This window comes from Aquimarina agarilytica ZC1, from assembly GCF_000255455.1.
Classification (GTDB): domain Bacteria; phylum Bacteroidota; class Bacteroidia; order Flavobacteriales; family Flavobacteriaceae; genus Aquimarina; species Aquimarina agarilytica.
Genome location: NZ_JH621248.1, coordinates 184,037 through 207,471, shown reverse-complemented (window position 1 = coordinate 207,471; position 23,435 = coordinate 184,037). Strand labels below are relative to the sequence as shown.

The window sequence follows — 23,435 nt, the reverse complement described above, 5'->3', positions numbered from 1 at the left end:
TAGAGTAGATGATTTTGGCATCCTTAAATATACGAAATATTTATATTAAAAGCGTATAATAGGATTTGTCAATGTTACCATAATTTTAAAGTGTAAGTAATTAGATGTGAAAACTACTTATATCGTATATTTGCAAAATAATTGCATAACATAGGAGTACTTATGATTAAAGTTTCAGATATAGCAAAGAAAAAAGTAGTCTCTTTAATGGAGGAAGAAGGATTTAATGCCCAAAACGATTTTGTGCGTGTTGGAGTTAAAAGTGGAGGGTGTTCTGGATTGTCATATGATTTAAAGTTTGATAATGTTGCTGCAGAAGAGGATAAAGTATTTGAAGATAATGGAGTGCGTATTATAGTAGATAAAAAGAGTTTTTTATACTTAGTAGGTACAACATTAGAGTATTCAGGAGGTTTGAATGGAACTGGTTTTGTATTCAATAATCCTAACGCAAGTAGAACTTGTGGATGCGGTGAAAGTTTTTCATTATAATTTATAAAACAATGCAAGCAAAATGATCAATTATTTTGTTTAGCAAATAGAGATATGAGTAAGTTTACAGAAGACGATTTAAAGAAAGAACTCGAAACAAAAGAATACGAGTACGGATTTTATACAGATATAGAATCGGATACTTTTCCTGTGGGGTTAAATGAAGATGTAGTTCGCGCTATTTCAGCTAAAAAAAATGAACCACAATGGATGACCGATTGGCGCGTGGATGCTTTTCGTATTTGGAGTGAAATGGAAGAACCTGAATGGGCTAATGTAAATTATGATAAACCCGATTTTCAGGCAATCAGTTATTACTCAGCACCAAAAAAAGCAGATCCAAATAAAACGTTAAATGACGTTGATCCTGAGTTATTGGCTACTTTCGAAAAATTAGGTATTTCATTAGATGAACAAAAAAAGCTATCTGGTGTAGCAGTTGATGTAGTGGTAGATTCTGTTTCGGTAGCAACTACATTTAAAAAGACCTTGAGCGAAAAAGGAATTATTTTCTGTTCAATTTCTGAAGCGATACAAGAACATCCAGAATTAGTAAAAAAATATATAGGAAGCATTGTTCCTAAAACGGATAACTTTTATGCCGCATTAAATTCGGCGGTATTTACCGATGGATCGTTTTGCTACATACCCAAAGGCGTACGTTGTCCAATGGAGTTGTCTACTTATTTCCGAATTAACCAAGGAGGAACAGGGCAATTTGAGCGCACACTTTTAGTGGCAGATCAAGGGAGTTATGTGAGTTATTTGGAAGGTTGTACCGCCCCAAGTCGCGATGAAAATCAATTACACGCAGCTGTAGTTGAATTGATTGCTTTGGATGATGCCGAAATTAAATATTCAACCGTACAAAACTGGTTCCCTGGAAGTAAAGAAGGAAAAGGTGGTGTATTTAATTTTGTAACAAAAAGAGGTTTGTGTGAAACAAATGCAAAAATCTCTTGGACACAAGTTGAAACGGGATCAGCAGTTACTTGGAAATACCCTTCATGTATACTAAAAGGAGCGAATTCGGTAGGTGAGTTCTATTCCATAGCGGTAACAAATAACTTTCAGCAAGCAGATACAGGTACTAAAATGATCCATTTGGGTAAAAATTCAAAAAGTACCATAATATCAAAAGGAATTTCGGCAGGGAAATCACAAAATTCTTATCGTGGTTTAGTTCAAATAAGCCCTAGAGCCGAAAATGCACGAAATTTTTCTCAATGTGATTCGTTATTAATGGGAAATGAATGTGGTGCACATACATTCCCGTATATTGAAGCTAAAAATAAATCGGCTATAATTGAACACGAAGCGACAACAAGTAAAATTGGAGAAGACCAAATTTTTTACTGTAACCAACGCGGTATTGATACTGAAAAAGCTATTGCATTAATTGTAAATGGATTTAGTAAAGAAGTATTAAATAAATTACCCATGGAATTTGCAGTAGAAGCCCAAAAATTACTTGAAATTAGTTTAGAAGGTTCAGTAGGATAGCCTTTTAATATTCGAGGAAAGTAGTCACTCAAACAAAACTAACTAACTATTCAAACATTATTGTCTATTATGAAAAAACTAGTCATTCTTGTAGGTTGTCTATTAACCGTATTATCATGTAAAAAAGATGCTAAAACAGAAGCTGCTCAAAGTGAAGTTGAAGCATCAACAACTAATGCAGAAGGTGAAGTAACCTTAAATGCCGAGTTTATCCATGTGGCAGATGCTGCAGTTTTAAAAGGTAAAGATTTTATATACGGTGTAGTTTTAGATGAAAAAGCGAAAGAGTTATCTAAAAGAGTAACCCCGTTAAAAAAAGATGAATACGATATGGTAGGTGTTGTTGTAAAGGGTTTAATCAAGCCTAATCCTGCACCAGAAGGATGGGAGCAAGTAGTTGAAATTAAAGATATTGTTGCAGTATTACCAAAGGTGAATATAAAGCCTAAAAATGAAAATGAATAATGAATGTTTAGCTTTTAAAGCTAGGTGTCAAAATATAAGTCAATGTTAGAGATCAAGGATTTACACGCTAGTGTAGAAGACAAAGAAATTTTAAAAGGATTAAACCTTAAAGTTAATGCTGGTGAGGTACATGCTATTATGGGACCTAACGGAGCAGGGAAAAGTACTTTAGCTTCAGTTGTTTCTGGTAAAGAAGAGTATGAGGTAACTTCTGGGAATATTTTGCTTGAAGGAGAAGATATTGAAGAATTAGGTGCCGAAGAAAGAGCACATAAAGGAATCTTTTTATCGTTTCAATATCCTGTTGAGATTCCTGGAGTTTCGGTAACAAACTTTATGAAGACAGCCATTAATGAAACACGTAAAGCGCGGGGGCAAGAAGAAATGCCGGCACGTGAGATGTTGAAAAAAATTAAAGAGAAGTCTGAATTACTTGAAATTGATAGTAAATTTTTATCACGTTCTTTAAATGAAGGTTTTTCTGGAGGAGAAAAAAAGCGTAATGAAATTTTTCAAATGGCAATGTTAGAGCCTAAAGTAGCTATTCTGGATGAAACAGATTCTGGATTAGATATTGATGCATTGCGTATTGTAGCAAATGGAGTAAACAAATTGAAAAGCAAGGATAATGCAGTAATTGTTATTACGCATTACCAACGTTTATTAGATTATATAGTGCCAGATTTTGTACACGTTCTTCACGATGGTAAAATTGTGAAGTCAGGAACTAAAGACCTTGCTTTAGAACTTGAAGAGAAAGGATACGATTGGATTAAAGAAGAGTTGAAAGCTTAGTTTAGTGTGTAGTTGTTAGTTGTTGTTGGAAAATTCTAACAATTAATAACTAACAACAAAAAACTATAAATAATGGAATTAAAAGAAAAATTAGTCTCTTCGTTTTTAGCTTTTGAAGCTAATGTAGATACTACTAGCCCAATACATGATATACGTATTGAAGCTTTAAAAAGTTTTGAAGCCTATGGGTTTCCTACAAAAAAGCTAGAAGCTTGGAAGTATACTTCTTTAAATAGTGTCATAAAAAATGATTTTTCAATTTTCCCTAAAAAGGAAGTTGCGCTTGAGTTTAAGGATGTAAAAAAATATTTTATCAGCGATTTGGATTCGTATAAAATCGTTTTTATCGATGGAGTGTATTCTTCACATTTATCGGAAACAACGCATGATAAAATTGATGTATGTTTAATGTCGTCGGCACTTTCGCAGAATCGCTTTAAGCCTGTTATTGATGTATATTATAATACGGTAGCCAAGGAAGATGGAATGACGGCTTTAAATACAGCATTTGCTAAAGAAGGCGCTTATATATATATACCCAAAAATACAGCGGCAGATAAGCCGATACAGGTAATACATTTTTCAACAGGAGTTGATGGAGCAGCAATGTTACAGCCACGTAATTTAATTGTTTGCGAAGATAATTCGGAGGTAACCATAATTGAGCGCCATCAAAACTTGTCTGATAAAAAAGTGTTTACCAATTCGGTAACCGAAATGTATACAGGTAATAATGCGCATATTGATTATTATAAGATTCAAAATGATACGGATGCTTCATCATTAGTGGATAACACTTTTACTGAGCAGCATAGTAATAGCGTATGTTCTGTACATACATTTGCCTTTGGAGGAGAAATTACACGTAACAATCTTAATTTTTACCAAAAAGGACAAGGGATAGATTCTATATTGAATGGCGTAACTATTCTCGAAGGGAAAACACACGTAGATCATAATACATTAGTAGAGCATCAAGAACCTAATTGTGAAAGTCACCAAGACTACAAGGGTATTTTTGATGAGAAATCTACAGGAGTATTTAATGGAAAAATTATTGTAGAACAAGAGGCGCAGAAAACAAATGCGTTTCAATCCAATAATAATATTTTATTAAGTGATAAAGCGACAGTAAATTCAAAACCTCAGTTAGAGATTTTTGCCGACGATGTAAAATGTTCTCACGGTTGTACCATTGGACAATTAGACGAAAGTGCTTTGTTTTACATGCGATCTAGAGGAATAGCAACAAAGGAGGCAAAAGCTTTGTTAATGTATGCTTTTGCAAATAACGTATTGGAGTCTGTTAAAATACCTCAATTAAAAACAAGAATTAATAAAATTATAGCAGATAAACTTGGTGTAAACATTGGGTTTGATTTGTAATGATATTTTAAAATAAATTCCGAAAGAGCTGCTTGTTTTTTAACTTGTAGCTCTTTTTGTTTTGAGTGATTGGTAAATCGTATGATATAATAACACCGTTAAATGGATTTCAATAACATATTTTCCGAGATTTATAACGAAATAAAAGCTATTCCTAGTAAGGGTAGCGTAGCACAATACATACCCGAATTGGCATTAGTTGATCCAGAAAAATTTGGCGTAAGTTTAGTGAATCTTGATGGAGAAAAATTTCATTTTGGAAATGCACAAGAAAAATTTTCGATACAAAGTATAGCCAAAGTATTATCATTAACAATGGCTTATGAAATACAGGGCGAAAAGCTATGGGAGCGTGTTGGTGTAGAGCCTTCTGGAACGGCTTTTAATTCATTAGTACAGTTGGAGTACGAAAAAGGAATTCCTCGGAATCCATTTATAAATGCGGGTGCTTTAGTTATAGCAGATATTTTGGTTTCGGAATTGAAGAACCCTAAAAAGGAATTTTTAGATTTTGTAAATCAATTATGTCATACCAAAGTGGCTTATTCTCCGCAGGTGGCAGCATCTGAAAAATCCTGTGCTTATGTAAATACCGCGTTAATAAACCTAATGAAATCTTTTGGGAATATTAAAAATGATATCAATGAGGTAATGGATTTTTATTTTCACCTGTGTTCAATCGAAATGACCTGTGAGGAACTTTCGCAGACCTTTTTATTTTTAGCAAATGACGGAGTTTGTGCGCTTTCGCAGAAGGTAATTGTTGATCAAAGTAAATCTAAGCGAATTAATTCTATTATGCAGCTTTGTGGTTTTTATGATGAGGCTGGAGAGTTTTCGTTTAAAGTAGGTTTGCCAGGTAAAAGTGGTGTAGGAGGGGGTATTGTGGTAGTGCGTCCTCATGAATTTAGTATGGCAGTATGGAGTCCGAGGTTAAATGCCAAAGGGAATTCATTTTTAGGAACTAAATTTTTGGAGTTATTTACCACTAAAATTGATTATTCTATTTTTTGAAAATTAGCTTCTATAAGCTAAGATATTTTGGAAAATAAGAGCAAAAAGTTACTGATGCATTAAAGTTACCTGCAAGCTAAAATCCAACCGCATTGTCAAGCACATTTCATTTTTTTCGTGCCTCAAAAATAAAAAGAGCTTGTCTTTTCCCAACGTTTACTTAGAACAAAAATCAAAATTAAATAGGAATTTTAAAAAATGTCCGTAAATTTGTCCGTGTACGTAAAAACGTCCGTGAATAATTATGGCCACAATTAATTTTTATTTAGACAAACCTGACAAAAAAGGGTTTGCACCAATTCATCTTCGAATAAACTGTAATGGAAGTCAAGTTAAGGTTTCTACAGGACAAAAAATAGAACCGAAAAACTTCAATAAATCCAAACAAAAAGCGATTGGTTTGAGTGTTGAATCCCACGAAATCAATCATTATTTGGATTTCCTAAGAGAACGAGCGGACGAACTTTTACACCACTCTAATAAAAAAACCTTTATACAAGATGAAGTTAAAAGCATATTGAACGAACACATAGAAAATTATAAAGAAAACAGCAATGTAACTATTGTAAAAGAGCAAGTTCCGCTTTATGGAAAACCATTCACATTTGTAGATTTATTTGCTGGAGCTGGTGGTTTTAGTGAAGGTTTTTTGCAAGCTGAGTATAACAATAAATTCTTCGATTTCATTGTTGCCAATGACATCAACGAAAATTGTGAATTAACTCACGTTGTCCGTTATAATCATCAATTAGGCTTGGATGCTGAATTTTTAAAACAAGATATTACTGAACCAGACTTTTTAGACAATTTGTTAGAAAAAATTGATGGAATTAAAATTGACGTTGTTTGTGGTGGCCCACCTTGTCAAAGTTTTAGTCTCGCCGGAAAGCGAAAAAAATTCGATAAAAAAGACGACCTTTTTTCCCATTACTTAGAAGTCATTAAGGTTTTACAACCCAAATACTTTGTGATGGAAAATGTAAAAGGTATTTTGACAAAAGAAGGTGGGAAAATAAAAGAATTGATTATCAAAGAAATCAACTCTATTGTTGATACAAAAGAAATTCCATTACTAAATACATTCATCAAAAAAATACGAAAAGAATCAAATTCTTTTCTTTTCGATAGTATTGTAAAGAGAGTTGAACTTGAAAAACTACTTGAAAAAGACAAAGAAAATGGGAAAGCTGATTTTATAAGCTTTGTAGAGAATAGATTTAAAAAACTTACACCAAAAATCGCAGACTACAAAACCAGTAAAACGGATGAAAACATTAATACAATTCGTCACGGTTTTAATCTTTTGGCTCGAGCAAAAGAATGGGAGAAATTAAAACGTGATATTATCAAAGAAAAGGATTTTTGTAATATTGATAGTGATGACTTTGTAAATTCCTTTACTGATTTTCTAACAGAGATTAGCTCTGAAAATGTCATTTCAAAAATTGAGCATTCATTTAAAGCTTTAAAAGTTCCAAGCAATTATAAAAAAGATTGTGAGGATATTATAACTGCTTTAAAAATATACACAACATCTTTTGATGAATCCATTGAGATTTTAAAATCTCATTGTAACAAATCACAAAAAAAGGAATTAGAGACTATTCTGGAAAGTATTAGACTTTATAAAATAGAACAACCATTTGTTGCTAATGCATCAAATTACGGTGTGCCTCAAAATAGAGAGCGAGTACTTTTTATTGGTTGTCGTAAAGACCAAAAGTATATTTCAGAAATCCCTGCAACAGTTTCTGAAGAAGAAAAAGTAACCATTTTTGAAGCTTTATACGATTTAGACTTTATTGGTAATAACCAAGAAGCACATCGATATGAAGAAGTTGATATTTCTGCTCAATACAATGGAACTGCAAAAAAAATGGCTAAACTTCTCAAAAAAAGAAAAATTGACGGAAAGCCTATTTCTAAAGGCGGAAAGTCATTTGCAGAATGGTCAAAAAAAGGTAGATTAATTGAACGTTTTGAACCTCGGACAAAACCATTTTACGTAAGGAATAAAGAAGGTTTGGAGAACGGAGAAAAATATTTCGACGTACTTAATAATCATAAGACAAGTAATCAAAACGAAACAGTTATTGAAAGACTTGGAGTGATTTTAAAAAACGGTAACTATAAAAAAGCACAACCAGAACTAGAAAAATTAAATCTTTCTACAAATAAGAGAAATTACAATGTTTTAAAACCAGATGAGCAAAGCTCTACAATAATGACTATTGCTGATGATTACATTCACTACAACTCACCAAGGTCTTTAACAGTTAGAGAAATGGCACGTTTACAATCGTTTGACGACTCATTTGTATTTCAAGGCAAACGGTCTACTGGTGGAAATAACAGAAAAACAGAAGTGCCACAATACACTTTAGTTGGAAATGCTGTTCCTCCCTTATTAGCTAGAGCGGTAGCAAGTGAAATATTAAAGCATATCAAGTGAGAAAGCTTACAAACGAAGAACAAGAAAAGATAAAATTACTGACCAAAAATCAAGTTTCTCTTACTTTAATTGAACCTACTGAAACTGGTCTTAAAAAATCAATAATGGATGCGACAGGTTCTGTTCGTAGCTATTTGAAAAGCGAAAATATTCACGATTACGAATTACAAAAACAAGGTACAGAAAGTAAAGTAATGATTCCAGCAGTTATTCACACTGGTTTTAAGATAATAAAATCACAAGCATCTTTATATCGTCCTTCTACTAAAAAAGGAGACCCACGAATTTGGTTTTATAGTTTGACAAAAGTTGCTAACCCAAACGATATTATTGCAATAACGAACTTTGATGGTAAATTTCAAGTTTTCAACTTGACAAGATTAGACATCAGAGAATTGATTAATTCTTCAATTCTAAATCCATTTCAAGAGTTAATTAATGCAATTAACACTACAGAGAATGAGGTTGCATTTGAACTTCTAGCAATGTTAAGAAAAATAGCAAATGCTGGCCCAATTCCTTCAATGGTAGATGCTGACACTTCTGTTGGAAGAACACTTGAAACTGCACTCGGAATTGATATTAACTCTTCTAAACAACCAGATTACAAAGGAATTGAGCTAAAATCATTCAGAAATAGTAGAACAAACCGAAAAAATCTATTTGCTCAAGTTCCAGATTGGAAATTAAGTAAGTTTAAAAGTTCAGCAGAAATTCTCAACAATTTTGGTTATGAACGAGAAGAGGATTTTAAATTGTATTGCACAGTTTCTGCAATCACAAGAAACTCCCAAGGTCTAAATCTAAGAATTGATAGCGATATCAAACAACTGATTGAAAATTCTGACAAACCAGAAGTTGGAGATTTTGTGGTTTGGACATTGAATAAACTTCATAGTCGACTAAAAGAGAAACATAAAGAAACGTTTTGGGTAGAAGCTGAAAGCACTAGAATAAATAACAGAGAACATTTTCAATACAAGCTGATAGAACACACAAAAAGGCCAATTACTTCTCAATTTGACTTACTAGTTGAACAAGGAATAATTACGCTTGACCATTTAATTAAGCGTAATTCAAAAGGTAAAGTGGTAGAAAAAGGTCCGTTATTTAAAATTAAACCGAAAGGAATTGAATTATTGTTTCCGCCAAGTGAAAGTTATAATTTAATGGTATAGCGGAATTGCAAACGCAGAAAGCCATACACATTTCCAGTCGCGCCATCCACGCTATACCAAAACTTTAAAAGAGTATATCTTTGCCAACGCTAGCAATTTTGGGAATAAAAAAGCCAGACAGGTTACAAGGTATAAAAAGCATAGTGCATTTGTGCTTAACCAAAAGTTCTGTGGATATTAACAAAGTCCGCTAAATATAAAATTTAGCGTTTATAGAAGAGAATATAAAAGCAAATATTTATATTTAGCTAAGTAACAAACCGAAACGATAGTGCTTATCACCTGCCCAACATTTCTTATGCTTAACGAACATAGAGGTTATTTTTTTAGTTAAAGTTTTGTCAATGATTTAGAGTTTTTTTAGTAAGTAAGTTATTTAGATTCTTTTAAATAAGCAGGTTAAGGTTATTTTTTGTAGTAATTTTCTTTATTGATCACATAAAATAACAATAGTTAAAGTTATCCTATTGTTATACTAATGTAAACATTTCTGTAGTTGTAAAATACAAACAACACACTCATGAAATTCAATAAATTAACATTAACCGCGCTAGCGGTAGGGACGTTGTGGTCTTGTCAAAAAGACGACATAACAACAGAAACAACAGAAACTCCAAATGAAATTCAATCTGTAACTAAAAACTTTTTGGGAACCGATATTAAGGTAACACCATTAGGAAATGAGACTTACAGCAATGGAGATATTTTATTTGACGAAGAACAATTTTTACCCGATGGTTTAGTGCCAGAAATTGAAGCACCAGGATCAATTGGAAAATTAGGTGAAGGCGCTGGAGTAAGGAGATGGGCCAACAATACAGTGGTGTATGTGATCCAAAACAATCTTTCTACCACTGTAAGAAATAATGTATTTGCAGCAATGGAGGAATGGACAAGTAAAACTAATGTGAAATTTAAGGAGCGCACAAATGAAAGTACCTATGTAACTGTCAGAAGTAGTGGTGCTACCTGTAATTGTGGTAATGCAACCTTAGGCTCCAGAGGGAACAGAGGAACTGTTAACTTAGGTTCCAGATCAAGCACATCGCTTATTGTACATGAGTTTGGACATACATTAGGATTTTTACACGAACAAAATAGACCAGATCGAGATAATTTTATTACGGTGAATTTTGATGCCATACAAGACAGAGGTAGAGATCAGTATTTTATTAGTCGTAATTCTACCCCGTTAACTAATAGCATTGACTTTAACTCTATTATGATGTACAATTCTACTACTTTTGCTAAAAGCCGTAGTGTGCCAACGATGACTAGAAAAGATAATGGCCAACCAGTGCGTGGTGCAGGAAATAATCTTACGCAATTAGATATTCAAGGAACAAATGCTGCTTATCCCGCATCTACTACTTCTGCGTCCAGATGTGATGGTGTAGAACAATATGACAGAAACAGACGTTACAGAAATGGTGATAAAGTTATTTTTAGAGGAGATTTATACGAAGCAATCAATTTTAGATTCGTAAATCAGGGGCCTTGTAACTAATATACTATTTTTTTAAAATTATTAAAAGCCTTTCTACCAATGTAGAAAGGCTTTTTTTATTGTATGATTTATTTTTTGAAATTCTTATCTGTGATGTTGTAATTAAAGTATGGTGAAATGTTTGATTTTTCAAGGATTTGAATAGTTAATAAACTTTATAATGAATAATTCGAATTTAATAATCTTTTAAAGGGATTATTAACCTTTTTTTACTAGCTGTTTTTAATCTATTTGCTATGCAAGCCTTAACTTTGTAAATTAATTCAATTAAAGGTTTATATGCTGGATATTCAAAAAATAAGAGCGGATTTCCCTATTTTAAAAAGGGAAGTGAATGGAAAACCCTTAGTGTATTTTGATAATGCAGCCACTTCACAAACACCTCAAGTAGTTATTGATGCGATTGTTGATTATTATAGTAATTACAATTCAAATATTCATCGAGGTGTACATACGCTTTCGCAAGAAGCAACGGATGCTTATGAGGTAGCTCGTAAAAAAGTGCAAGCGCATTTTAATGCCAAGCATGATTACGAAATGATTTTAACTGCAGGAACCACACATGCCATAAACATAGTGGCTACTGGTTTTACTCAGTTTGTAACTAAAGGAGATGAAATTATTGTTTCTGCCCTTGAGCATCATTCCAATATAGTGCCTTGGCAAATGCTTTGTGAGCGTACTGGCGCCGAGCTAAAAGTAATTCCCATGAATGAGGAAGGTTCTTTGCAAATGGATGTGTATGAGACATTGGTAAGCAAAAAAACCAAGTTAGTTTTTATGAATCATGTGTCAAATGCTTTAGGAACGGTGAATCCAATTGATTTTGTTATTAAAAAAGCCCATGCCGTAGGAGCAGCAGTATTAATTGATGGAGCGCAGGCAACACCGCATATGAAACCTGATGTACAAGCCTTAGATGTTGATTTTTATGTAGCTTCGGCACATAAATTATGTGGGCCTACCGGAGTAGGGGTGTTGTATGGTAAAGAAGAATGGCTGAATAAATTACCTCCATACCAAGGTGGTGGTGATATGATTGATCAAGTAACTTTTGAAAAAACAACTTATGCAGGATTACCATTTAAGTTTGAAGCAGGTACTCCAAATATTTGTGGAGGTATTGCTTTTGGAGTAGCATTGGATTATATGAATAGTATAGGTTTTGAAAACATAGCAACCTATGAGAAAGAATTACTAGACTATGCGACTAATGCATTAAAGCAGATTGAAGGATTGCGTATTTATGGTGAGGCTGACGAAAAGACAGCTGTTATATCATTTAATGTCGGTACAATTCATCCATATGATATTGGTACAATTGTTGACAAATTAGGAATAGCTGTGAGAACAGGACATCATTGTGCACAGCCCATTATGAATTTTTATAACATCCCGGGAACAGTAAGGGCATCATTTGCTTTTTACAATACAAAGGATGAGATAGATATATTTGTGGCGGCTGTTAAAAGAGCAGTAATGATGTTGAGTTAACTAAAGTTAGAATAGTAAAAATATGCCAACAGCTAAATGCTGAAGGCAAACAGCTTAAAATATGAGCATAAAAGAAATACAAGAAGAAATCGTATCGGAATTTGAAATGTTTGATGATTGGATGCAGCGTTATGAGTATATGATTGATTTAGGAAAAGATTTACCACTAATTGATGAAAAGTACAAGACCGATAAAAATATCATTAAAGGTTGTCAAAGTAAAGTTTGGGTACATGCCGAATTAAAAGGGGATCAACTTAATTTTACTGCCGATAGTGATGCTATTATCACCAAGGGAATTATCGCTATTTTAATTCGTACTTTTTCTGGGCAACACCCATCGGCAATTATTGATGCCGATACGGATTTTATTGATCAAATTGGATTAAAAGAACATTTGTCACCAACACGTGCAAACGGATTGGTAAGTATGATAAAACAATTGAAAATGTATGCGGTAGCATATAAAACACAATTGAATTAAATTTCGGTTACCTACCTTTATAAATAGTAATCACTTGAAATTAATAAATAGCGTAGTTATAAATAATGTCCTTAGCTAAAAACTAAAGACCAATAGCATAAAAAATGAGTACAGATATAGATACAAATCAGTTAGGAGAAAAAGTAGTGGCGGTTTTAAAAACCATTTTTGATCCAGAAATTCCAGTAGATATTTATGAGCTAGGTTTAATATATGATGTTTTTGTGAACGAAGATTATGATGTAAAAGTTTTAATGACGTTAACCACACCGAATTGCCCCGTTGCAGAAACCCTTCCGGTAGAAGTGGAAGAAAAAATAAAATCTATTGATGCCGTAAATGATTGCGAAGTGGAAATTACTTTTGATCCACCATGGAGTCAAGATTTAATGAGCGAAGAAGCTAAATTGGAGTTGGGAATGCTCTAATATAGCTTAGCATATTAAGAACAAAGTAAAGAATAATTGCTTGTGTAATTTAGTGCTAGTTTTAAAAAGTATGAAAGATTAAGTGAATAAAACTTAATACTTTGTACTCAGTACTTAATACTAAATAAATGGACGAAATAATAAACAGAGTAGCCAATAGTAAATTAGTTACGATCGATTTAGAAGATTGGTATCAGGAAGGCGTGCGTACTGTTTTTGATATCAAAGATTGGCTTTTTGAAGGTTTATTGCTTCGTGAAAAAGATTTTAGAGCTCAAGTTGGGGCGCATGATTGGTCACAATATCAAGATCATTTTATAGCACTCACCTGCTCATCGGATGCCATTATTCCTGGTTGGGCATTTATGCTGATCACCACAGCAATTTCTCCTTATGCCAACAAAGTGGTTATTGGAGATTTAGTAACCTTGGAAACACAATTATACGAAGCACAAATTGCGACTATAAAAATAAGTGAATACAAGGATAAGCCTGTTATTATAAAAGGCTGTTCCAATAAGCCAGTTCCCGAAAATGCGTATATAAGTTTAGTGCAAAAATTGCAGCCTGTGGTCAAAAGTATGATGTATGGCGAGGCGTGTTCATCGGTGCCATTGTATAAAGTAAAGAAATAAGCATAAAAAAACACTAATTTATATATAATAATCAGTAAATCAGATAGTTAAATTCTAATTAAAGGCTGATTTTCGATAAAAGAATAGTTTTTTGATAATTAATTAAAGCCTTAATAGTGTATTTTGGCTTTTTTTTATGTCTTTTGTCGAAATATTTAGAAGATTTTTTTTAAAGGGAAGGACTCTCTTTTTTCATAGCTTATATTTGCCGCACAAATACTACATACATATTATCATGAAAAAAATTATTGTATCATTAAGTGTATTAATGGCTAGTTTTGGTCTTTATGCGCAAGAAGAAACAAAAACAGAAGAAGCACCTAAAGAAGGTTGGAAGCGATTTGGAAATGCTTCTATATTATTTAACCAATCGGCATTTAATAATGATTGGGCGACAGGAGGAATAAACAGTTTAGCATTAGATTTAGCCGTAAGTTACGATGTAAATTACTTAAAAGGTGATTGGACTTGGGATAATAAATTTATTGGAGCTTATGGAATAGCAAAAGTTAATAATGCAGATTCACAAAAAACAAATGATCGTTTAGAAATAAATTCATTAGTTGGTAAAAAAGCAGGTGGATTATGGAGTTACTCATTTTTTGGAAATTTTAGAACGCAATTTGATGCTGGTTTTGAAACAGTGGGAGAATCTGTTACAATAACAAATGCAGATGGAACAACGCGTACTGTTGAAATCTTAACTATAGGAGAGCGAAATTCACATTTCTTTTCGCCAGCATATTTACAGTTTGGACCAGGTATGGTGTGGAAAAAGAGTGATAATTTAAAAGTTAATATTGCTCCTGCAACATCGCGTTTTATTTTTGTACATGATGAATTTACTGTGAATGGAGATAGTTTTGGTGTGGAACAAGGGGATACTAGTCGTTTTGAATTTGGTGCCTCCTTACAAGGGTATTACAAGTTAAATGTAGCTAAAAATATTTCTGTGGAAAATATTTTAAGCTTGTATTCTAATTACTTAGAAGATCCTCAGAATGTAGATATCGATTATACTATGAATTTAGTAATGAAAGTGAATAAGTATATTTCTGCAAATTTAACTTTCCAAGCATTGTATGATGATAATACAGTGGGAGCTTTTCAAATTAGAGAAGCATTTGGTGCTGGTTTAAACTACGGATTCTAGATTTAAGCTAAGCCAAAAAATCATAATAAATAGTTAAATAAAAGCTTGTTGAGGTAAAACTTAGCAAGCTTTTTGTCGTTAAAAGGGGTTTTTTTATCTTTGAATTGCCTAAATAGATATGAATAAGCTTCTTTTTTTGATATTTTTAGTTCCTTTTTTTTGTTTTAGTCAAGAAAAGGGCGCAACAGTAGTGCAAGATACTACTGTGGTTCACCCGCAAGCAGTAAGTTTATCTCCTTGGACAAGCAAAGGGGCTGTTTCTCTTTTAGGAAATCAAACAGCTTTTAATGATGATTGGGTTGGAGGAGGTGTATCCAACTTAGCGGTAAATGGTAAATTTGAATATGAAATTAACTATAAAAAAGCAGCTTGGACCTGGGATAATCGACTTAATCTAGCTTATGGAATTACTAAAATAAAAGATAGAGATCGGGTACGAAAAGTAGATGATCTTATTGAGTTTAGTGCTGTAGTAGGTAAAAATACAGGTAGTGGTCATTGGAGTTATTCTGGGTATTTTAATTTTAAATCACAGTTTGCTAAGGGGTATAACTTTGGGAAAGATGGTTCAAGGACTTTGGTAAGTAGGGGCTTTTCTCCTGCTTATTTTCAAATTGGTCCGGGATTGTTATGGAAAAAGAATGAGAACTTTCAAATTAATATTGCTCCGGCAACAACACGTTTAATACTTGTTGATCGTTTTTTTACTCGTGAAAAAGATGCTTTTGGTGTAGATCAAGGAAAAACTGACAATACAGAGTTTGGAGCTTCTATTGCAGCGGGCAGTAAAATTAGTTTGTTTAAAAATGTAACACTTGAAAACCTATTAAACTTATATGCCAATTATTTAGAAAAGGTGGCCAATGTGGATATAAACTATACCCTAAATATGGATTCGACTATAAATAAGCATATGAAGGCTAGCTTAAGTTTTCAAGTGATCTATGATGATGATACCACGGGCAATTTTCAAGTACGTGAAATGATAGCTTTAGGCATCAATTATCAATTATAATGCAGGTTATACTAATTTGGATAAATCTTCAGCAACATTTGCACCTTTGTCTTTGTTGTACCAAACTTGAAGATCCTCTTTAAATTCAGGGGTAAGTTTTCCGTGTTCAGTTTTGTAGTCATTTACCATTTTAGTAGCCACTGTTGGTCTAGGACCCCATGAGTCAATGATTTCATTTTTTTGAACATCAAATGCAATTAATTTAGGAATAGATTTTCCGCCATTAGTCAGGAATTCATTCATTAGTTCTTCATTTTCATCCCTTAGCACCACTCTAAAATCTATATTTTCATTCAGTTCCGCTAATTTATTCATTATAGGCAGTGATTGCGCGGCATCACCACACCAGCTTTCGGTAAGTACTACCCACTTTACTGGAGAAGAAACATCTTTAATTTTTTGACCAATAGCGGAGTCTATTTTAATTGTTTTATCTAAACGTCGCATACGGCGGTCATTCAGCTTACTGTAATTTAATAAAGCTTCACTATCAGGATCATTACCTGTCGATTTATTTTCCAGAATAAGATTACTTACTTTTTCACGGTATTCCGTATAGCTTAAACTGTTTTTTAAGCTTTTGTTTAAAATTTCAACGGTGGATGTTACTGTTGTTTCCATAAATGTTTCTTTTACGTTATTAATAGTCGAATTCATTCTTAAGCCTTACAATTCATTACTTTTGAAGGGCATTGATGAAATCACTTCGGGGAATTTCGATAGCACCTAAACTCTCTAAATGGTCATTATGCATTTGGCAATCAATAAATTTATAGCCTTTTTTTTCGAAATAACGGCACATATAAATAAAGGCTACTTTTGAAGCATTGCTAACTTCAGTGAACATACTCTCGCCACAAAATACTTTTTGATCTTTAAGGTTTACCCCATATAGGCCACCGACTAAGGAGCTGCCTTGCCACACTTCTACCGAAAGGGCAATACCTAATTCGTGTAATTTGGTGTAGGCAGAAATCATGTTTTCGGTAATCCAAGTGCCCGTTTGATTATTTCGTTTTTGATGTGCGCAACGAGTAATAACCTCGGTAAAGCATTGGTTGATGGTTACTGTAAATGGTTTTTTTTTGAGTAGTTGTTTCATTGACTTACTTACCTTTAAATTTTGAAAAGCAAGTACCATTCTTGGGTCTGGGCTATACCATAAAATAGGTTGGTCTGCTTCAAACCATGGAAAAATACCATTTTGATAAGCAAGTAAAAGCCGCTCACTACTTAAATCGCCTCCGATGGCCAATAATCCATATTCATCGGCTTGCTTTACGGGTGGGAAATAGATAAGTTCATCTAGCAAATACATACATAGCATAAAATAAAAAAGCTATTTACAAATAGTTAAAATAAGTGTAAATAGCTTTGTGATTATATCTATAAAAGTTGATTGTTAAAAAGGTAAATCGTCCTCTTTTTGGTCATTTGAAAAGTTTGTAGCAGGTTCAAAAGCATCTGCAGGTGGCATTGGTGGTGGAACACTACCTTGTGCTGCTGCTGGTTGAAGTGCTTCAATTCTCCATCCTTGTATAGTGTTAAAATATCTAGTTTCTCCTTGTGGGCTTACCCATTCTCTTCCACGTAGATTAATACTAATCTTTACATCCTGTCCAGGTTGGTAGGCATTTAGTAAATCACATTTGTCTTGTACAAATTGAATCGAAATATGTTGCGGATATTGTTCTTCAGTAGTTACTACAACGTCTCTTTTTCTAAATCCGTTATTTCCAACAGTTTCTGTAACTCCAACTAATTTAATTTTTCCCTGAACTTCCATTTGGTAATTGCTATTAAAATTCTAAGCTGTAAAAATACAATTTTTGTAAAATTTATATATATATCTTGCGGGATAAGTATTAACAATTTTAGGATATTTTTAAGTGTGTCCTAATTTTAAATTTTAATTGTATTTTGAGCCCATGAATTTTGTAGCCCAAAAAAATTTTTCGCAAGCCTTTATTATGATTGCTGCCATGAGTATTATAGGCTTGATCTTGTGGAATACTAGTTTGTTTTTTGAACGTTTAAAAAATGTAGAACGTGATAAAATGGAAATTTGGGCACAGTCACAAAAATCCTTTAGTACCGAAGATCAAAATGATTATTTGGAACTTAATTTGTTGATAAGTAGGAGTAATAATAATATCCCTATCGTAGTTGTTGATGAAAATGGAGAAGTGAATTTGAAATCAAATATTTCTAAAAATATAACAAGTGATCCCGAACGTTTTGAGGCTTACATAAAGGAAATAAAAGGACAAAATGAACCGATTATTATAAATATTTTGGGGGGTGGTACTCAGTATTTGTATTATGGAAATTCACCTATATTGATTAAGTTAAAGTATTACCCTATAGCTATTGTATTGGTGGTTTTTTTATTAATTGGCGTGGTGTATTTTTTCTTTAATACCTCTAAGGCTAGTGAACAAAATAAGTTGTGGGCGGGTATGGCAAAGGAGACGGCTCATCAAATAGCAACTCCATTGTCATCATTAGTAGGCTGGATTGAAATTTTAAAAACCGAGCAAGTTGATCCGAGTTATTTGGTTGAAATGGATAAGGATATTACGCGTCTAAAAACGATAACAGAACGTTTTTCGAAAATTGGATCTAAACCTAGTTTAAAAGTTAGGGATATTGTTTTTGAAACCAGAGAAGCCTATGAATACTTAAAATCAAGAGCTTCTAATTTAATAGAGTTTTCCATTGAAACTCCCGAAAAGGAGATTAACGTACAATTAAATAGGCAACTGTATGGATGGACTATTGAGAATTTAGTTAAAAATTCTATTGACGCTATGCGGGGTAAAGGGAGTTTGCATGTAAAGCTAATTGAGGATGATAAGTACGTTAAGGTGCAAGTACATGATACAGGGAGGGGAATTTCAAAACATAGGTTTAATTCAGTTTTTGAGCCAGGGTATACTTCAAAAACCAGAGGTTGGGGCTTAGGTTTGTCTTTGGCACGACGTATTATTGAGGATTATCATGAAGGTCGTATTAAGGTAAAGGAATCGGAAAGAGGAAAAGGAACGATATTTCAAATTTCATTAAAAAAGGTTTAGTCTCATATAAATATGGGTAAACCTTTTATATAAACAGTTTCTTTTTTTAGGGGTGATTTTTAAATTGCTTAAAGATTTGCTGTAATTTCATTGGCTAAATCTTCCATTTCGTTGGCTGGTAATTTAACTTTATGTGAAAAAGTAATTTCTTTCATTTCATTTAATGGTATTAAATGCACATGCACATGGGGAACTTCTAAACCAACTACAGTAAGTCCTACTCGTTTGCAAGGAACCACTTTTTTTAATGCTTTGGCTATTTTGTGTGAAAACTCAAAAAGCCCTTGATATGTTTCTTGGTCTAAATCAAAAAGCTGATCCACTTCTTTTTTTGGAATACACAGTGTATGCCCTTTGGCGTTCGGGTTGATGTCTAAAAAGGCATAAAAATTTTCGTCCTCGGCAATTTTATATGAAGGTATTTCCCCATTAATAATTTTAGTGAAAATCGATGCCATAATGTTTGGAGTTATTTAGTAATGATAAATATATAGAAACTGGTCGGATAAGCAAAACGAATATTTTATGGAGGCATTGGTTAGGCTATAAAAAAAGCTAACAATCTGTGTTTAAAAAAGAGTTATCGTGTAAATTGAAAAAAAAGATGTAAGAATATTTCAGCAGAAGACGCCTAAAAAAAATATGCATTTTGGTTTTTCGTTTTATGAGTAATACCAATTCTGAAATAATATGGTTGTAGTAAAAAGGAAAAATATTTTCGCTAGTTCCAGGCATAAAATTACGGAATAGTCTTCGCTATTGTTAAATTTTATAACACAGAAATAGTAGAAAAGGCTTATTATTTTAAAGATCATATTATTTCAGAATTGGTATTACAACTATAAAAACTAATCAAAAATGAAATTTAACTACTTTTTAAGTTTAGTGGTTTTAGTAGTTTTTAGTTCTCATGCTCAGGAGGTCTATATTGCCCAAAGTGGTAACGATGCTAACCCGGGAACTAAAAACAAACCTTTAGCAACTTTAACTGAAGCTAGAAATAAAGCCAGGAGTAATGGTTCTAAAACGATTTGGATTCGCGGGGGGCGCTACAAGTTTACAACTACCACAGATTTAGATGCGCGCGATAATGGGTTAAAAATATCCGGGTATCAAAATGAAAAAGTGATTTATGATGGGGCGGAGTATTTTGATCCAAACCAATTTAAGAAAGTCACAGATGCGGGTACTTTAAATAGGTTGAATGATAGAGCAAAAAAAAATGTTTATGAAATAGCGGTGAAACAAAAAGCAATTCAAGAGTTACTTGAACAGCCTTTTACTCAACTATCCATGGATGATATAATGATTCATATTGCGAGGTTTCCAAACATAGGATATGCGCATATTGATGTGAATAGTATAAATAATTCTTCCGAAAAAATAAATAAGATAGGTCATGGATCGCAAGTAAATGGGGCCAGTTTTAAATTATTTGAAAAGTTTAATGCCAATCAATGGAGTAAAGAATTGAATACGAATAATAGAGTTCGAGTTACAGGTTATTATTCTGCAGATTGGCTAAAAGAAAATTCCCCAATAGCTTCGGTAGCATCTTCTGGGAGTATTCGTCTAAAAAATGGATCAAGATATGGTTTAAAAAATCGGGGAAGCAAACGTCCATTACGACTTTATATCACCAATATGCTGTATGAACTTGATGAACCTGGGGAATGGTTTTATGATACCAATAAAAAAAAGATATTTATTTGGCCATTACATAATAAGATAACAAATACTTCTAAAATTGGGGTATGGGCAGGACCTAAACTAATACATATAAAGAATGCTAAAAATATAAAGATTCAAAACTTTACAGTCCAGCATGTGAGTAAGGGTTCACGTGGAGATGGTGTTATTGATATTCGAAATAGTGAATCATGTGAAGTTGCCGGGGTAAAGTTTAGGTATATTGATAATCTAGCTGTTGCTAATATTATTAATGGAAAAAAATGCGGTATAAAAAGTAGTGATATTTTTGATTGTTCAGGAGGGTTTAGATGCTATGGAGGAGAGGTAAGCGCTTCTAAGATTATTGCAGGAAAAAATTATATAGAAAATTGTCATTACACTCAAATCTATTCTAAAGATTTTTATGGTAAAATGGCAGCTTTGAAAGGAGCGGGTAATATTTTTAGGAATAATCTTATTCATAATACGAATGGGCAGCCGTTTACATATGATGGTGTGGATCATGTTATTGAATTGAATGAGGCCTTTAACACGGGGATAGAAGAAGGTGATGGAGGGGTTTTTTATACAGGAAATAGCATTTGGTCATTTGGGACTGTATTGAGACATAATTTTATACATCATAATATGTCCGTTCCCGGTTTATTAGGAAAAGGAGGCTTTCATTTCGATGATTTTGATGCAGGAAAGCAAGTTAAAGGGAATGTATTTTATAAAGGAGGTTGGGCAGCTGTTAAGTTTAATAAAAGCGGCGGGCAGTCAATAATGAATAATGTAATTTTAAAAGGTTTTTTAGGAGTCCGAATTAATACTTATCGCCAATCTTTTTATGATACTTCAATAAATTATTTGAAAAGAGATCCAAATAATAAGATAAAAGCAAATTACATCGGTCGGATGCTGCAAGCTATTGGTAATTCGGGTTGGCAAAATGGATTAAACGAAACGAATTGGTATAATCGAGTTTCTGAATTTTGGAAAAAAAGATATCCTACAATGGATATTATGATGAAAAAATATAGAGATAACAAAAACATGCATGCTTATGAAACACGTATTTATGATAATTTATTTCATAAAAATACAAAAGGGAAGCTTGGTATTTATTCTCCAAAATCTGCCGAAAAAAATAATAAGGAAATAGGGATTGGGGTTTTTCAAAATCCAGCGAATTTAAATTTTAAGTTTAAAAACAAGCCAACAAATTTCCCAAACATTCCCTTTGAAAAAATTGGATTATATAAAGATGCTTATAGGTGCGCTGTACCCAATAAAGATCAATACCGTAAAAATGTGAAAAATCATTTTGCAGATAGACCTGCTCATGATCCAAAAGCACAATATAACCGAAACACGATTAATCAAACGCTTTACTATAATACAGGAAAAATGGTTTTTAATTTGTTGCCCTGTTATAATGATGGGGTTGTAAATAAGCCGGATTCTAATGCAATTGTAAGTGATGAATATCGCTATGATTTAGGTACTAAAAGTTCTCCGATATTTAAAGGTTATGAGCTAATGACCAATAAGAATACCTTAGACTACAATTGGTCTAACTTAAGAAAGTTAAAAATTGCAGATAGAGGAAATATCAACAGTGCTAATGTTATGAACCAAGATTTTGTTTTTGGTGAAGGGATTTCTAATACCTTAACACATAATGTTGAAAATGGTCTTTGGCATGTAATTGTAACTTGGGGTGATGCTAAAGACCCAAGAGATAAAATGAGTTTAACTGCTGAAGGAAAAATGGTTGCAAATAATGTTAGAACTAAAGCGGGAGAGTTTAAAAATTCGGATTTTAAAATAGAGGTAACCGATAAAAAACTGGACTTATTATTTTCGGATAATGGAGGGGTTAATAATAGATGGTCCATAACTCGTATTTGGTTGCGAAAAATAAAGAAACCAGTTTCTGCAGTAATGAATAAAGCTCCCATAGGAAAGTATATTAGCTTGCAAAAAGCTGGAGGGAATAGGGCATTTATTAGTGCCGAACCTAAGAGCAATAGATTAATTGCAAATCGAACGAAAGTGCAACAATGGGAGACATTTTTAGTTGAAAAACATCCAAAAGGAGGTGTGGCACTGAAAGCTTTATCTACTAATAAATATGTACAAGTTTCAGGGAAAAATAAGGATATACCGATTGAACCCGATGGAAATCGTAAACTGCGTTGGGAGCAATTTGAATGGAAAACCATAGGGAATGGAAAAGTGGCATTAAAAAGTTTACATTCGGGTAAATGGTTGCAAGCAGCTTGGAATAACAATAATTCATTAGTAAAAGCGGCTGGTGATAAGCCTGGAAATTGGGAAACTTTTAATTGGAAGTTAACTTCGGGTAAAAAGATACTTGTTAATGAGTTGTCCAAAAAGATCGAAATTTATCCAGTTCCAACACATAATGTGTTAACTATTGACCTGGGAGATATAACATTGGAAAATTATTGGACTTGTAGTGTTTTTGATTCTTTGGGGAGACTAATAGAAAAAATAGAAAAGCCTGTAAAAATAACAGATTTAGATGTATCAAATTATGATAATGGTGTTTATTTTATTGTATTTGATATTGATGGTAAAATCAGGAAGAATAAAACTTTCATTAAAAATTAGAAGGATCATTTTTAAATCCGAATTATGCATTGAAACTTTGTCATGA

At 32.9% G+C, this 23,435-nt stretch carries 21 protein-coding genes; 17 read left to right on the top strand and 4 right to left on the bottom strand.

Annotation, left to right across the window (positions count from 1 at the left end):
• The first annotated feature begins 162 nt into the window (after positions 1-162).
• From KQA_RS0202895 to KQA_RS0202825, 15 genes are all read left to right on the top strand, one after another.
• Positions 163-492, top strand: a complete 330-nt coding sequence (locus tag KQA_RS0202895; protein WP_010177894.1) for a HesB/IscA family protein — start codon at positions 163-165, stop codon at positions 490-492.
• 54 nt (positions 493-546) lie between these two features.
• The gene (gene sufB, locus KQA_RS0202890) at positions 547-1,995 is read left to right on the top strand and encodes a Fe-S cluster assembly protein SufB (RefSeq protein ID WP_010177892.1); all 1,449 of its coding nucleotides are present in this window, start codon (positions 547-549) and stop codon (positions 1,993-1,995) included.
• Between the two features lie 69 nt (positions 1,996-2,064).
• A complete protein-coding gene (locus KQA_RS0202885; protein WP_010177890.1) occupies positions 2,065-2,460 on the top strand; it encodes a hypothetical protein in 396 nt (131 codons plus the stop codon).
• 42 nt (positions 2,461-2,502) lie between these two features.
• The gene (gene sufC, locus KQA_RS0202880) at positions 2,503-3,255 is read left to right on the top strand and encodes a Fe-S cluster assembly ATPase SufC (RefSeq protein ID WP_010177888.1); all 753 of its coding nucleotides are present in this window, start codon (positions 2,503-2,505) and stop codon (positions 3,253-3,255) included.
• 72 nt (positions 3,256-3,327) lie between these two features.
• Positions 3,328-4,641, top strand: coding sequence for a Fe-S cluster assembly protein SufD (gene sufD, locus KQA_RS0202875; RefSeq protein WP_010177886.1), 1,314 nt, complete (start codon positions 3,328-3,330; stop codon positions 4,639-4,641).
• A 102-nt stretch (positions 4,642-4,743) separates the two neighbouring features.
• Positions 4,744-5,655: a glutaminase gene (locus KQA_RS0202870; RefSeq protein WP_010177883.1), complete on the top strand. Its 912-nt coding sequence runs from the start codon at positions 4,744-4,746 to the stop codon at positions 5,653-5,655.
• A gap of 244 nt (positions 5,656-5,899) precedes the next feature.
• Entirely contained in the window at positions 5,900-8,107 is a 2,208-nt protein-coding gene (locus tag KQA_RS0202865; RefSeq protein WP_010177882.1) for a DNA cytosine methyltransferase, read from the top strand.
• The gene (locus tag KQA_RS0202860; protein WP_010177881.1) at positions 8,104-9,285 is read left to right on the top strand and encodes an MvaI/BcnI restriction endonuclease family protein; all 1,182 of its coding nucleotides are present in this window, start codon (positions 8,104-8,106) and stop codon (positions 9,283-9,285) included. Before KQA_RS0202865 ends, KQA_RS0202860 begins: the two co-directional genes overlap by 4 nt.
• Positions 9,286-9,805: 520 nt before the next feature.
• Positions 9,806-10,792 carry a M12 family metallopeptidase gene (locus KQA_RS0202855; RefSeq protein ID WP_010177880.1) on the top strand — a complete coding sequence of 329 codons (987 nt, stop codon included), beginning with the start codon at positions 9,806-9,808 and terminating at the stop codon, positions 10,790-10,792.
• A 279-nt stretch (positions 10,793-11,071) separates the two neighbouring features.
• Positions 11,072-12,286, top strand: a complete 1,215-nt coding sequence (locus KQA_RS0202850; protein ID WP_010177879.1) for an aminotransferase class V-fold PLP-dependent enzyme — start codon at positions 11,072-11,074, stop codon at positions 12,284-12,286.
• Between the two features lie 61 nt (positions 12,287-12,347).
• Positions 12,348-12,770, top strand: coding sequence for a SufE family protein (locus KQA_RS0202845; RefSeq protein ID WP_010177877.1), 423 nt, complete (start codon positions 12,348-12,350; stop codon positions 12,768-12,770).
• A gap of 104 nt (positions 12,771-12,874) precedes the next feature.
• The gene (locus KQA_RS0202840) at positions 12,875-13,198 is read left to right on the top strand and encodes an SUF system Fe-S cluster assembly protein (RefSeq protein ID WP_010177875.1); all 324 of its coding nucleotides are present in this window, start codon (positions 12,875-12,877) and stop codon (positions 13,196-13,198) included.
• Between the two features lie 128 nt (positions 13,199-13,326).
• Entirely contained in the window at positions 13,327-13,833 is a 507-nt protein-coding gene (locus KQA_RS0202835; RefSeq protein ID WP_010177871.1) for a DUF2480 family protein, read from the top strand.
• A 235-nt stretch (positions 13,834-14,068) separates the two neighbouring features.
• Positions 14,069-14,986 carry a DUF3078 domain-containing protein gene (locus tag KQA_RS0202830; RefSeq protein ID WP_010177869.1) on the top strand — a complete coding sequence of 306 codons (918 nt, stop codon included), beginning with the start codon at positions 14,069-14,071 and terminating at the stop codon, positions 14,984-14,986.
• Between the two features lie 118 nt (positions 14,987-15,104).
• Positions 15,105-16,001, top strand: a complete 897-nt coding sequence (locus KQA_RS0202825) for a DUF3078 domain-containing protein (protein WP_010177867.1) — start codon at positions 15,105-15,107, stop codon at positions 15,999-16,001.
• Positions 16,002-16,007: 6 nt separating this feature from the next.
• Here KQA_RS0202825 and KQA_RS0202820 read toward each other — a convergent pair whose 3' ends face one another.
• The 3 genes from KQA_RS0202820 to KQA_RS0202810 all read right to left on the bottom strand — a co-directional run bounded on the left by KQA_RS0202820 (position 16,008) and on the right by KQA_RS0202810 (position 17,787).
• Positions 16,008-16,658: a thioredoxin family protein gene (locus KQA_RS0202820; RefSeq protein WP_010177866.1), complete on the bottom strand. Its 651-nt coding sequence runs from the start codon at positions 16,656-16,658 to the stop codon at positions 16,008-16,010.
• 19 nt (positions 16,659-16,677) lie between these two features.
• The gene (gene aat, locus KQA_RS0202815; protein ID WP_010177864.1) at positions 16,678-17,319 is read right to left on the bottom strand and encodes a leucyl/phenylalanyl-tRNA--protein transferase; all 642 of its coding nucleotides are present in this window, start codon (positions 17,317-17,319) and stop codon (positions 16,678-16,680) included.
• A gap of 84 nt (positions 17,320-17,403) precedes the next feature.
• Positions 17,404-17,787: a DUF3127 domain-containing protein gene (locus KQA_RS0202810; RefSeq protein ID WP_010177862.1), complete on the bottom strand. Its 384-nt coding sequence runs from the start codon at positions 17,785-17,787 to the stop codon at positions 17,404-17,406.
• Between the two features lie 142 nt (positions 17,788-17,929).
• Here KQA_RS0202810 and KQA_RS0202805 point away from each other — a divergent pair, with 142 nt between their 5' ends.
• Positions 17,930-19,078, top strand: a complete 1,149-nt coding sequence (locus KQA_RS0202805) for a sensor histidine kinase (protein ID WP_010177860.1) — start codon at positions 17,930-17,932, stop codon at positions 19,076-19,078.
• A gap of 68 nt (positions 19,079-19,146) precedes the next feature.
• Here the strand turns inward: KQA_RS0202805 and KQA_RS0202800 are convergent, their stop codons facing one another.
• A complete protein-coding gene (locus KQA_RS0202800; protein WP_010177858.1) occupies positions 19,147-19,536 on the bottom strand; it encodes an HIT family protein in 390 nt (129 codons plus the stop codon).
• 400 nt (positions 19,537-19,936) lie between these two features.
• Here KQA_RS0202800 and KQA_RS19455 point away from each other — a divergent pair, with 400 nt between their 5' ends.
• Positions 19,937-23,389, top strand: coding sequence for a T9SS type A sorting domain-containing protein (locus tag KQA_RS19455; RefSeq protein ID WP_010177856.1), 3,453 nt, complete (start codon positions 19,937-19,939; stop codon positions 23,387-23,389).
• Positions 23,390-23,435: the final 46 nt, after the last annotated feature.